A 12,876-nucleotide genomic window follows, 5' to 3' on the forward strand; every position below is an offset into this window, starting at 1 on the left:
AAAGGAGCGAATAGCGTGAAACGTGCATTGTTAAGTGTGTCAGATAAAAGTGGTTTAGTGGAATTTGCCAAAGGTTTGGTTGACCGAGGCTTTGAACTGGTATCGACTGGTGGGACCCACAAAGTCCTTGAAGATGCCGGTTTATCCGTTACGGCAGTAGATGCTGTGACCGGTTTTCCTGAAATGTTAGATGGTCGTGTGAAGACGTTGCATCCCAAGATTCACGCTGGGATCCTTGCCCGTCGCGATTTACCTGAACACATGGCCGCTTTAAAAGAACATGACATCACCCCAGTGGACGTGGTGTGTGTGAACTTGTATCCTTTTGCCGAAACCATCAAAAAAGCTGGCGTCACCCGCGCTGAAGCCATCGAACAAATCGATATCGGTGGACCTTCTGCCTTGCGCGCTGCGGCGAAAAACAGCGATTCTGTTTGGGCAGTGGTCGATCCTGCAGACTACGATGCGGTATTAGCTGGGATCGACGCTGACGATGCTGATCTCCGTCAACAATTAGCAGCGAAGATCTTTGCCACTACTGCGGCATATGACGCACAAATCGCGGCATACTTGAATCCTGAACCATTCCCAGAAAGCTTCACTCCAACCTACACGAAGCGTCAAGCTTTGCGTTACGGCGAGAATTCTCATCAACAAGCCGCGTTCTACGCTGCTCCTGATGCGCCTGCCTCAAGTCTGGCCAATGCCAAGCAACTGCATGGTAAGGAGTTATCTTACAACAACTTCAAAGATGCAGATGCTGCACTCACCATGGTCAACGAATTCAAGAAACCAACAGTGGTGGCGGTTAAGCATATGAACCCTTGTGGCATCGGCCAAGCTGACACCATCGAAGGCGCTTGGGACAAAGCCTACGCTGCCGACTCCATGTCCATTTTTGGTGGGATCATCGCCTTGAACCGCAATGTCGACTTAGCGACTGCGGAAAAGATGCACGCCTTGTTCTTGGAAATCATTATGGCGCCAAGCTACGATGATGATGCTTATGAAGTGTTGGCCAAGAAGAAGAACTTGCGGATCTTGATCGTACCGTTAGCAGAAGCGACTGAAGTCCCGCACATCGAATCTGTTTCCTTAGTTGGTGGCTTGTTGCGCCAAACTAGCGACGACGCGGTCGAAACGGCGGATGATTTAACCGTTGTGACTGACGTGAAGCCAACTGAAGCGCAAATCGAATCATTGCTGTTTGCCCAACAAGTGGTCAAGCATGTGAAGTCAAACGCCATTGTCATCGCTAAAGACGGTCAAACGCTAGGCATCGGCGCTGGTCAAATGAATCGCATCGGTTCCGTTGAAATTGCCTTAAAGCAAGCGCAAGAAAATCCTGAATTTGCTGGGGCAGTGATGGCGTCTGATGCCTTCTTCCCAATGGACGATTGTGTGGACTATGCCGCTAAGCATGGCATTCATGCGATCATCCAACCAGGTGGTTCGATCAAAGATAAAGATTCCATCGCTATGGCCAACAAATATGGGATCGCGATGGTCACGACCGGCGTTCGGCATTTCCGTCATTAATAGGAGGGTAGTATGGTCAGTGTGTTGGTGATCGGCAATGGGGCGCGGGAAAGTGCCTTGGGCCAAGCTTTTTTGAAATCTGACGCTGTCGATAAAGTCTTTGTGGCGCCAGGCAACGCCGGCATGACTTTGCTCGGGTTGACTGTGTTACCATTAGGGGACGATGATTTTTCCAATTTGATCCAATTTGCCAAAACCCATGTTGCCTTAACCTTTGTCGGCCCTGAAGCCCCATTAGCAGCAGGGATCGTTGATGCCTTTCAAAAAGCTGACTTACCAGTGTTTGGTCCAACGCAAAAACTTGCCCAACTGGAATCGAGCAAGCAATTTGCGAAAGCCTTCATGCAGCGGCATCACTTACCCACTGCCAAAGCTGAAGTGGTCCATAGTCAAGCTGAAGCGTTAAAGGTGTTAGGGGATTATGGCGCGCCGATCGTGATCAAAGCTGATGGTCTCGCTGCCGGCAAAGGCGTCACTGTTGCTAAAACTGCAGAAGCGGCGACCAGTGCGATCACCAATTTATACGCGGATCATCCTAACGCCCCAGTGGTGATTGAAGAATGTTTGACTGGGCAAGAAGCCTCAGTGTTAGCGTTGTTCAATGGCATGTCCCAAGTGGCGTTTCCACTAGCGCAAGATCACAAACGTCGCTTTGACGATGACCTTGGACCAAATACTGGTGGGATGGGCGCGATCAGCCCGGCACCACAATTTACCGCCGAAGAACAACAACAAGCCCAAGCGTTGATCGATCAAACCTTAGCGGGGATGGTGGTTGACGGCTTGTATGGTAACGGGGTGTTATACATCGGGTTGATGTTTACCCCTGATGGGCCTAAAATTCTGGAATACAACTTGCGCTTCGGCGATCCTGAAACCCAAGTTTTGTTGCCACAAGTTAAAAATGACTTTTATCAATTGGTCACTGACTTACTTGCAGGACACGCCGATGATCTGCAACTTGATGGTCAAACTTATTGCGGCGTCGTCGCTGCAAACCCAGGTTATCCGACTGATTCGAGTCAGCACCTTCCATTGATCGTCCCTGATGACACCCAACGCGATTATTGGTATCCAGCAGGGGTGCGTCAAGGGACCAATGGTTTAGAATCCACTGGCGGTCGCATTTTCACAGTGGTGGGGCAAGGCACTGACTTGCAAGCGGCGCAAACACAAGCGTATGCGCGGTTGAAGCCATTGGCAGGCGATCTTGCCAGTCGTTCAGACATCGGCTTCCACGCCTTGGATTAAATCAAAAACTAGCTACCACATCTTGTGGTGGCTAGTTTTTATTTTCCATATCTGGCCCATTTGTGGTATGATTGGCCTATTGAATGGCGTGGAGGTCGTGTTGAAAATGCATTTGGATGGTCAAAGTTTACAAAAAGCGGCAAAATTACCGAACAACCCTTATCCCAAGGAATGGTTAGCCGATGATCTGTCATTAGGTTATGTGGCAGATTATAAACCGTTTAACTTTGTCGATGGTGAAGGGGTGCGGTGTAGTTTGTATGTGTCTGGGTGTAAGTTCAACTGCCCAGGTTGTTACAACAAAGTCGCTCAAAACTTCCATTATGGCCATCCTTATACGCAAGCCTTAGAAGATCAAATCATCAAAGACTTGAGTCAACCTTATGTTCAAGGCTTGACGCTGCTGGGTGGGGAACCTTTTTTAAATACCCAAGTATGCATGAAGTTGGTTAAACGCATTCGTCAAGAGTTTGGCCATGATAAAGATATTTGGTCATGGACTGGCTACAAGTGGGATGAATTACTGGCAGATTCCGATGATAAGTTGGAATTGCTCAACTTGATCGATATTTTAGTCGATGGGCGATTCTTGGAAGCACAAAAAGATTTAACTTTGCAGTTCCGTGGTTCTGCCAATCAACGGATCATTGATGTCCCAGCTAGCTTAGCGGCTGGAGAAGTGAAGATCTGGGCTGGGTTAGTGAAATAAATCCTTGTTTTAACGCGAAAAACACTGGACTGGTGAGCCCCTCAGTCCAGTGTTTTTTTGAATCAAATTAAGGTTTTGGCAAATCGAGTTTTTCCCACTCAGTGCCAACAGCTAGTTTGGCAAACCCAATGGCGTTGACTTGATCATTAAAGTCATAATTGTCTTTGGCGTCGATTTTCGTGATGCCTAATGGATCAGAGACGGGGATGTCGCCGGCATGGGTGAGGATATATTGGCCGCTTAGCCCGCCTGAAAGCCATAAACTGCAAGTGAGGGTGTTAGTGGTGACAATCATTAACGTATTGTAGATCAGCCCTGGATGCACCCCCAGGCCGACTTTAGAGGAATTGTAATCATAAGGCGCAATCCCGACAACCAGTGCAGTGGGATGTAGCACTAGATCTTTAGTGTGGGCTTGATGCAACGTCAACACGCCATCATCTAAATGTGCAGTGATCCCATTCATCGCGACTTGCGTCAATTTCCCAAGGCCAGTGTGATCTGGCAAGCGCTTGTCCCCAATGGTCAAGGCATATAACTGAATCGCCCGATGATCGAGGAATTGAATCTCTGTTGGAGCCGGTAAGGCCATGACAGTTGCGTGTTGCCAATCATCCAGTTTGTGATCGAACATGTGAATTTGCCTCCAATACATTTGCTTTTACAAACAAAAGTATACGCTTTCTTTAACGTGTTGCGGCACTGTTGAGCCAAACGTTAGAAAAAGCCCGCTGAACGTCAAAAAAAGGACTTTCAATTGTTGAAAGTCCCTTTTGCATGGCATCAGCGGGATAGCGGTTGTTCGGTTAAATTGCTGGCACTTTGCCCATAATATTGTAAATGTGGGAAGTGAATGGTGACTGCGGTGCCGACATTAGGTTTTGCGGTGATCGATAAGTGATGGCCTAACCGTTGTGACAATTGATCAGCGAGATATAACCCTAAGCCTGTGGACTTTGATTCAGCGTTGCGGCCGTTGGTGCCGGTGAAGCCTTTTTCAAACACGCGATGGAGTTCGTCTTCTGCGATCCCAATGCCAGAATCAGCGACTGTTAACGTCACTTCATCATGGGCTTCAGCGATCGTGGCAGTGATTTTGCCCCCGGCAGGCGTGTATTTCAACGCATTAGAGAATAGCTGCATCAGAATAAATCGCAACCATTTGGCATCTGTCGTGACCACTTGATCATCCCCATCGAGTTCAAACTGCAAGTGGCCGGCGATAAAGGCATTGCGGTTGTCGACGACCACATCATTGATCACTTGTTTGAGGGGATAGTCATTGAGCAAGTAATCTTTGGAGAATGAATCAAGCCGTGAGTAATACATCACTTGTTCCACATAATGATCCATGCGATCCAGTTGTAAACTCAATTGTGACAACACATCTTCTGGTGCGTCGTCTTCTAGGCTGTCAACCAATAAGTTACTTGCGGCAAGCGGCACTTTGATTTCATGGACCCATGAGTCGATGAAGGCTTGTTGATCGCGTTGGGTATTGATGACATTAGAAATTGCGTGACGATGCGTTTGCAGCATTTGATTTAAGGCTTTGGCGATCAAGCTTTGCGCACGGCTGCCAGTTTCAGGCATCGGCCAGTCGAGCGCTTCTTCACCTGCTTTAAGCCGCGTTTGCCACTGGGACAACCAACGCTGTTGTTTTTTGAAATCAAGCCACAACAAACCGGCGTAAAACAAGGTGACCAAAAGCGCGATGTAGATCAGGGTATCAAGATGGACCAAATGTTTGGGATCTAGCCATAAGCCGCCGCATAGTAACAATAAGCCTAACACATAGGCCAGCAAGTGTAAGCGATGATCATATAAATAATCTCGTAATCGCATAATGTCCTCTTAATTGATGATGTAACCTGTTCCGACACGCGTTTCAATATAGTCGGGTAAACCGGCATCGGTGATTTTTTTGCGGAGGCGATTGATATTGACGGTCAACGTGTTGTCATCGACGAACCGCGCATCTTGCCACAGTGCTTTAAGCAAGTGTTCGCGCGATACCACATGGCCATGCGAGCGCAATAAGATCTGCAACAGCTTGTATTCGTTTTTTGATAAGTTGATCGGGGTGTCATTCACCAAAGCGGCACTGTTTTCAATATCAAGGGTCAACCCGTTGTGCGATAAAGTTTGGCTTTGGCCATCAGTGTAGTTGTACGTGCGGCGCAACAAGGCGTTGATTTTAGCGATCAATACTTCCATGGCAAAAGGCTTATTGACAAAATCATCAGCCCCTAAGTTCATGGCCATGACCATATCCATGTTGGTGTTGCGACTGGAAATGAAGATCACCGGCACTTGAGAATTTGCGCGGATCTGTTGTACCCAATGGTAGCCGTCGTATACGGGTAAATTAATATCCAATAACACCAGATGCGGCTGTTCTTCAACAAATTGATCATAAACGTGTGAAAAATCTGTCACTTTCACCGCGCTGAGTTGCCATTTCCGCAAGGCTTGTGCGATCAGCGTGGCAATCGTTTGGTCATCTTCAACGATCATGATTTTAAACATGGCGCCCTCCATTAAATGAATTCATTACATTAATTGTACCAGATGCCAACTTGGACACAAGTTTGGTATGATGAAAGAGTACTGGAGGTGGACAGCATGCGAATGGTCAAAGTCGATCATTTAACCAAAATTTATGGACACCGATTCAATCGGGTAACGGCGCTGAATGATTTAAGCTTCGGGGTGGATGCTGGTGAATTTGTCGGGATCATGGGGCCTAGTGGTGCCGGTAAATCGACGTTGTTGAATATATTGGCCACGATGGATACGCCCACGGCTGGTGGGGTATGGATCGATAAAACGGATCTCAGCGACATGTCCAAAGCGCAAAGTGCCACTTTTCGCCGCGACCAACTCGGATTTATTTTTCAAGACTTCGACTTGCTCGATGACTTGCCGGTGTCGGCAAACATCACGCTACCATTGACCTTTGTGCCGCCGGTGCCAAGTGACTTAGATGACCGCCTGCAAAAAGTCGGCGAGTTATTAGGGTTATTGCCGTTGATGGCACGATATCCTGCGCAATTGAGTCTCGGTCAACGTCAACGTGTCGCTGCTGCGCGTGCGATCATCACCCATCCGCGGTTGGTGTTGGCGGATGAACCGACTGGCAGTTTGGATTCACTGGCTGCAACAGAGTTATTGCGTTATTTAGCCAAAATCAATTTAGAAGCCGATACAACGATTTTAATGGTGACGCATGATGCGTTCACCGCAAGTTTTTGTAATCGGATCATTTTTATTCGCGATGGGGCGTATTTTGCTGAAGTGACGCGGCATGGTAGCCGGCAAGATTTCTTCAACAGCATTATTGACATGCAAGCATCGATTTCTGGAGGGCGGCGTCAACATGTGGCAACAGATCCGAACTGATCTCCATCGACATCGCGGCATGAATCAACTGTTCGCGATCGTGCTAGGTATTTTAGTGGCGATGATGTACGCCATCGCCGCGTTGATCGAAGCGCAACCATTGTTGAATCAAATCGGCAAAGGCAGCCAAATGACCAGTATTTTCCCTGCAGCGCTAGTCGTGGTGTTAGTAGTGATGATGCTGTTTTCCGTGATGTTCATGGTGTATCTCAACGGGTTGCTGATTGCCAGACGTGAACGCGAATTTCAATTATATCGCCGCTTAGGGATGCCGCAGTGGCGTTTAAATTCTAGTTTGATCGGGGAAACCTTGATTTCCGGTGGCGTTGGCCTGATCGGTGGGTTGCTCGGGGGGATCGTGATTTCAAAACTATTGGCAATGGTGTTGTTGCGTTTAGTTGACAGTAGCCAGTCCGTCGGCTTACTGGTCAGCCCAGTGGCAATTGCCGAAGTCGCCGGTGTGGTCTTAGTGTTGCTGTTGGCGCTAGGAGGATTACGTGCGATCAGTGCCAGTGGCCGTGACGTGATGATCAAAGCAGAAGCTTCCCCTGAAAAAGCAGTTGTCCAACCGATTACTGCAAAATTGGTGATCGGCGCGATCGGTGGTATCGGTTTATTGGGGTGGGCCACCTGGGTATTAGCGGCATTATTTTTCTGGACGACACAGTTTGTGCAGTGGTTTGGTGGCAACGCCGGCTTAGGGTTGCTGTTTGTCAGTTGGGGAATTGCTGAAGTGATCGGCGTTTACTTGGTGTATGCCTGCACCTTGCCATTGATCATTGCCATGCATTTGAAACAACAACCTCACCTGACCGCTAAACACTACTTATGGTTGGTGGCGATGTACAAGCGGTTGCGGGTCAATACCCAATCATTGTGGTTGACGACTTGGTTGACCACGGTGACGTTAGTGATGTTAGGCAGTGCGGCAATGCTTTATCAATTTGGACAAGCAGTGGTCGTCCAAGACGTGGCGCAATCGATTTTAACCACGAAAGCCGGTATGCCAACAGTGAAAAAGCAGATTCAAGTTGGCGATGTGGCGCATACTTGGGAGTTGCCGACAAAGCTCGCTGCAGGTCGTGTGCAGTTGCGGATGCGCAATCACTCTGATAAACAAGAAAATTCACTGTATCAAGTGATTGCTTTACGTGATTATCAACGAATCCGTCGCCATCAACGTGATTTACCAAAAGTCACGCTCCATTCTCATCAAACAGTGATGATCACTATCGGTCAAACCTATTATCAAACCAAAGGCATCGGCGGCTGGGACAATGCTGGGCGTCAGTTGACTTTGTCGCGGACTGGCGAGCAATTGACCCTTAAAACCATCACCAATGTTTTTCCGTTAGGTGGCGCCGGGTACTTTGATCGAGCGTTGGTGGTGTCCAATCACGTGTATGACCACTTGCAAGCGCCAGTTGATCAATTAACTGGCATCAAGTTGAAGCCGACTGCTCGCAAGCGCGTGGAATCAGCGTTGCTCAACACCAATACCGTCGATTATGTGGCTTATGATCACGCCACATTAGCAGGTCAAAAGCCGATCAAACACTTCAAACATGCCACTGACACGACCATTGATCGCGATGGCATTTCGTTGAGGCGTCCGGCCTTGCATCAAATGCGCGTCGTGTTTGGGTTTTTATTATTCACCATGACCTTGTTAGGGGTGGTGTTTATGGTGGCGACTGCAAGCATTTTACTGTTGAAGCAGCTGGTATCTGCTCATCATGCGCGACACACCAAAGTGACGTTGCGACGTTTGGGGATGCCAGCAAAAGACCTCGCCGATTTACAAGTTGCGCAGGTGGTATCGGTATTTGGGTTGCCACTTGTATTAGGGAGTTTTAATGCAATTCTTGGGATCCGGGTATTGCAAATGGCGCTAGATGGCTCGCCGAGCTCTTCGGTGATCATTGCTTTTGGCGCCTATACCTTAGTGTATGTCGGCTTTGCGTCGATCACGGCGATGCGACTAAATCAAATGTAAAAAAACTGCGAGTCACTTTTAGAAAATGTGACTCGCAGTTTTAGATTATTCATCTTTGTCATCATCGTCAGCGTCTGGCGAGATGATTTGATAGTTCGCATCATGATAACCTTGCCCTTTGGCGGCGCGCTCAACAAACTTATTAACCGGCTGCCACAGCGGTGTTGACTTGGAAGCAAACACATCTAATGTGCGTTCCCATTGACTCAGCACCAAATAATCGCGCGCTTTGGCGTCTTTGACAAATAGTCCTAAGGCTAAGTTACCTTGCAATTGGTCACGTTGCTTGAGCAACTTCTTGAACTGATCGATAAACACTGGCGCTTCATCTTCAGTTAAATGGTAATATGCCAGCTGCAAGTAGCCGCGGTTTTCGATGGTGCCGCCCATAGCCAAGGTGTCATAAGCCATCGGTGCGACGAAAGGCACCTTTGCTTCAACATCTAAAACCCCGTAATTAGCGCCTTTTGCTAAAGGTTTCATGAATAATAATGGCGTTTGATATTCCTTGAAAAAGCGTTTTAAAAAGCGCTTAGAACCTAAAACAATCTGTAACCGTTGTGTCATTGTCCCACCTCCAGTTCTATTATAACGTTTACAAAGCGGAAACGCTTGGGTTCTCACAAGGTTTTAATATTGGTCAAGTTCACGGTCATGTTGTATCCTGAAACTATCACGAAAGGATGAAGATAATGAAACTAACGATCCTAGGCTATTTAGGCGGTTATCCCGATCACGGCATTGGGACTAGTGCCTATTTGGTGCAAAGCGGAGACTTTAATTTGTTGATGGATGCCGGTAGCGGGGCGTTACTGGCGCTGGAAAAGGTGCTGGATCCCAATTTATTGGATGCTGTATTGTTGACGCATTATCATCATGATCACGTTGCGGACTTTGGCGTGTTGCAGTATTACTATCAACTACATTCAGGTGACAAAAAGCATTTGCCACTGCCAGTATATGGCCACACCAAAGATCCTTTGAACTTTGCTGCGTTGACTTTTGGTGAGTTCACGAAAGGTTACGGTTACACCCAAGACACGACTTTGGATCTAGGGCCATTCACATTGACCTTCTTAGAAACTGAACATCCGGTTCCTGCATTTGCAGTGCGCATTCTTGAAAAAGCCACTGGCAAAGTCTTAGTGAACACTTCAGATACGCGAGCATTTGCCGGACTGGCACCATTTGCTCAAGACGCTGATCTGTTGTTGGCAGACACCAATTTTTTGGCAGACAAACCAGCACCGCGTTGGCATTTAACGGCACCACAAGCAGGTGAATTAGCCGCAGCCGCCCAGGTGAAACAGCTCGTGTTGACTCACTTACCCCAAGAGTTATCGTTAACTTTATTGAAGCAACAAGCACAAGCGACTGCTGGTGAGATCCCAGTGACGTTAGCTTCAGAACAGCAGCTCTTTAATATCTAATAGTTATAAAATTAATTCTTAATAATACGTCGGATGACAAGAGGCCGACGTATTTTTATTTTATTAACACGCAATAGGCCGCGATATGGTATGTATGTGCAAAAACACACAGTTACATTATTTTTACATTAGTTCATTTTTATGAATGAAAAGTTTTTAGAAATGATTGTTTTTTCGATACCACTTCGCATATAATTATGTATATAGAAACCGCATTCAAACCTTAAGGAGTGATACTTATGGCGGTCATTTTGTACTCAACGACAGGTTGTACCTCCAGCCGCAAAGCACGCGCTTGGCTAGAAGATAACCATATTCCATTCACTGAACGCAACTTAGACATTGATCGTATCTCTCGCGCTGAAGTGCAGCATTTGTTGGTTTTGTCAGAACGTGGCTTTGATGATATTTTGTCGATTCGCTCTAAAGCATACTTGCGCTTAGGGATCGCCACTGATGAATTGACCACGGCGCAAATGATCAACTTGATCATTCGTGAACCTCATTTGTTGCGTCGACCGATCATTGTCGACGAACGTCGTGTCCAAATCGGGTTTCATCCTGATGAAATTCGCCGCTTTTTGCCGCGGGATGTTCGCGCAATGGCGTTACAACAAGCGCAATTGCTTGCAGGATTTTAGGGAGGTGAGAGTCATTATCAATACTGGACCCAGTGGCCGAGCACTTGTGCACTCGGCTATTTTTGTTGACTGCGTTGCGTGACGGTGAGGCGAATTTTTTTGCATTAAGAAACTGATTGCTGTACACTGGCGTAATGTTATAATGTCAGTAGTTGACGAAGTGATTCGTCTGAAGTGAGGTGCAGCAATCATGAAAATGGAACGCATCGACGATAACACGATCCGCGTTTTGTTAGGGAATGACGACTTGGCACAACGCGGCATCACCGTGTTGGACTTGCTCGGCAACCATGACCAAATTGAAAGTTTCTTCTATAGTATCTTGGATGAAGTGGATGTTGATCACAGCTTCTCCAGCAACGCGGCGGTGACGTTTCAAGTCATGCCGAGCCAAGCCGGCTTGGAATTGTTGATCAGCAAAAACGTCGGTGATCAAGAATCAGATGATCCAGACGGACTAGACGATCCCCAAGATGTCCCAGACTTCATTCGCCGGCAGTTGATGGCCACCGATACGCCTGATGACAAAGCCGCAGTCGATGAAGGGAGCTTTATTGACGCAGATGGGACGAAGCTTCACGAAACCGTGTTAAAGCTCGCCAGCTTTGAAGATCTCATCAGCATGGCTAAGATCTTGCGGTTAGAAGGGGCATCAAGTGATTTGTATCAATATCAAGGCGACTATTATTTGGTGTTGACCTTCTATCACAATCAAATTTCTGATCAAGAAATGCGCGACCAGCTGGCAGTGGCGATGGAATATGGTGACAAGGCTTCGGTTTCGTCAGCTAAGCTTTCGGAATACGGCAACCACATCATGGCCACCAGTGCCTTAGAAACTGCGCGTTACTATTTCAAATAAAATCATCAGTGAACGGCAAGCTTTGCAGCTTGTCATTTTTGTTTGCGGCAAAAAAAAAAACAGGCATTTGCCTGCTTGGGAAAACTTATTGAATGGTTTGCAGTTGACCGCGGAAGTCTGAAAGCTTGGTGTAACCTTTTTCAGTCATCACAGCTTCCAGTTCGCGATTTAAGCGATCAAAGCAGGCGATGCCTTCAACTTGCAATACTGTGCCAAGTTGCACCATGTCTGCACCACAAAGAATCAAATCATACACGTCACGGCCAGTCGTGACGCCACCAGTGCCGATAATGGCAATGTCGTCGCGCAGTCGTTGACGAAAGGCGCGGACGTTGGCTAAAGCGATCGGCTTGGCATAAGCGCCACCGATGCCACCAAAGCCGCCTTTTGGTCGGATCAACGCGGTATCTGTAGCGGGGTCGATCATTAAGCCGTTCCCTAAAGAATTGATCGAGTTGATGAAGGTCAATGGGAAGCGATTCAACAACGTCGCCATTTGGTCGAATTGGGCCAGATCAAAAAATGGTGGGAGCTTGACGCCAGCAGGTTTTTTGAAAATGTGGAACAAGTCAGTGAGGATCTGTTCCGTGGTTTCAAAGTCATAGGCGATTTGCGGTTTGCCTGGAACGTTTGGGCAAGAGAGATTGAATTCCGTTAAGCCGTTGAAGTCGCTAGCTTGAATTTTTTCAGCAAGCAAGGTGTAATCTGCCGGACTCATGCCAGATACCGAAATAAAAATCGGATGATCGGGGTGCTCGCTTTGAAAGGCTAACGCATAGTCGAGGTAATAATCGATCCCGTTGTTCGGCAACCCCATTGAGTTGATGCTGCCGAGTTCTAGTTGGTGGTAGCGCGGTTCAGGATTGCCGACGCGGGGTTGTGGGGTACCAGATTTGGTGACGAAGCTGCCAGCAGGGCTAGCGTAAAGTTCATCTAGTTCTTGGGTGGTCATACAATGGACTCCACTGGCGTTCATTAACACATTATCGAAGTGAAAATTCTGGATCGAAGTTGCTAAACTCGTCAATGCGGACACTCCTTTGATT

The 12,876-nt window shown here is 47.5% G+C and carries 13 protein-coding genes; 8 read left to right on the plus strand and 5 right to left on the minus strand.

Translation table 11 applies throughout. The features are described from left to right. Positions 1 to 15 precede the first annotated feature (15 nt). From purH to nrdG, 3 genes are all read left to right on the plus strand, one after another. On the plus strand, positions 16 to 1,539 hold the full coding sequence (gene purH, locus EKM92_RS02605; RefSeq protein ID WP_125707599.1) for a bifunctional phosphoribosylaminoimidazolecarboxamide formyltransferase/IMP cyclohydrolase: 1,524 nt from the start codon (positions 16 to 18) through the stop codon (positions 1,537 to 1,539). A 12-nt stretch (positions 1,540 to 1,551) separates the two neighbouring features. Continuing rightward, entirely contained in the window at positions 1,552 to 2,790 is a 1,239-nt protein-coding gene (gene purD, locus EKM92_RS02610) for a phosphoribosylamine--glycine ligase (protein WP_125707601.1), read from the plus strand. 106 nt (positions 2,791 to 2,896) lie between these two features. Beyond that, entirely contained in the window at positions 2,897 to 3,499 is a 603-nt protein-coding gene (gene nrdG, locus EKM92_RS02615; RefSeq protein WP_125708005.1) for an anaerobic ribonucleoside-triphosphate reductase activating protein, read from the plus strand. A 67-nt stretch (positions 3,500 to 3,566) separates the two neighbouring features. Here the strand turns inward: nrdG and EKM92_RS02620 are convergent, their stop codons facing one another. The 3 genes from EKM92_RS02620 to EKM92_RS02630 form a co-directional block, all read right to left on the minus strand. Further along, the gene (locus EKM92_RS02620) at positions 3,567 to 4,133 is read right to left on the minus strand and encodes a hypothetical protein (RefSeq protein ID WP_125707603.1); all 567 of its coding nucleotides are present in this window, start codon (positions 4,131 to 4,133) and stop codon (positions 3,567 to 3,569) included. Positions 4,134 to 4,282: 149 nt separating this feature from the next. Then, positions 4,283 to 5,344 carry a sensor histidine kinase gene (locus EKM92_RS02625; RefSeq protein ID WP_125707604.1) on the minus strand — a complete coding sequence of 354 codons (1,062 nt, stop codon included), beginning with the start codon at positions 5,342 to 5,344 and terminating at the stop codon, positions 4,283 to 4,285. Between the two features lie 9 nt (positions 5,345 to 5,353). After that, entirely contained in the window at positions 5,354 to 6,028 is a 675-nt protein-coding gene (locus tag EKM92_RS02630) for a response regulator transcription factor (protein ID WP_125707606.1), read from the minus strand. A 96-nt stretch (positions 6,029 to 6,124) separates the two neighbouring features. On the opposite strand from EKM92_RS02630, the gene EKM92_RS02635 reads away from it, so the two are divergent. Both EKM92_RS02635 and EKM92_RS02640 read left to right on the plus strand, forming a co-directional pair. Beyond that, a complete protein-coding gene (locus EKM92_RS02635; RefSeq protein WP_164509871.1) occupies positions 6,125 to 6,901 on the plus strand; it encodes an ABC transporter ATP-binding protein in 777 nt (258 codons plus the stop codon). After that, entirely contained in the window at positions 6,879 to 8,897 is a 2,019-nt protein-coding gene (locus tag EKM92_RS02640) for an FtsX-like permease family protein (protein ID WP_164509872.1), read from the plus strand. The genes EKM92_RS02635 and EKM92_RS02640 overlap by 23 nt, the downstream gene beginning before the upstream one ends. A 45-nt stretch (positions 8,898 to 8,942) precedes the next feature. Here EKM92_RS02640 and EKM92_RS02645 read toward each other — a convergent pair whose 3' ends face one another. Further along, a complete protein-coding gene (locus tag EKM92_RS02645; protein WP_125707610.1) occupies positions 8,943 to 9,464 on the minus strand; it encodes a hypothetical protein in 522 nt (173 codons plus the stop codon). Between the two features lie 125 nt (positions 9,465 to 9,589). Here EKM92_RS02645 and EKM92_RS02650 point away from each other — a divergent pair, with 125 nt between their 5' ends. The 3 genes from EKM92_RS02650 (at position 9,590) to EKM92_RS02660 (ending at position 11,830) form a co-directional block, all read left to right on the plus strand. Next, positions 9,590 to 10,327, plus strand: coding sequence for an MBL fold metallo-hydrolase (locus tag EKM92_RS02650; protein WP_125707612.1), 738 nt, complete (start codon positions 9,590 to 9,592; stop codon positions 10,325 to 10,327). 239 nt (positions 10,328 to 10,566) lie between these two features. Beyond that, positions 10,567 to 10,968: a transcriptional regulator Spx gene (gene spx, locus EKM92_RS02655; protein WP_125707614.1), complete on the plus strand. Its 402-nt coding sequence runs from the start codon at positions 10,567 to 10,569 to the stop codon at positions 10,966 to 10,968. 190 nt (positions 10,969 to 11,158) lie between these two features. Beyond that, positions 11,159 to 11,830 (plus strand): adaptor protein MecA, encoded by a 672-nt coding sequence (locus EKM92_RS02660; protein WP_125707616.1) that lies wholly within the window; start codon positions 11,159 to 11,161, stop codon positions 11,828 to 11,830. An 85-nt stretch (positions 11,831 to 11,915) separates the two neighbouring features. On the opposite strand, the gene EKM92_RS02665 is transcribed toward EKM92_RS02660, so the two are convergent. Further along, positions 11,916 to 12,857, minus strand: a complete 942-nt coding sequence (locus EKM92_RS02665; RefSeq protein WP_125707618.1) for a dihydroorotate oxidase — start codon at positions 12,855 to 12,857, stop codon at positions 11,916 to 11,918. Between the last annotated feature and the right edge of the window lie 19 nt (positions 12,858 to 12,876).

The sequence above is a fragment of the Lacticaseibacillus porcinae genome (assembly GCF_003946305.1).
Lineage (GTDB): Bacteria > Bacillota > Bacilli > Lactobacillales > Lactobacillaceae > Lacticaseibacillus > Lacticaseibacillus porcinae.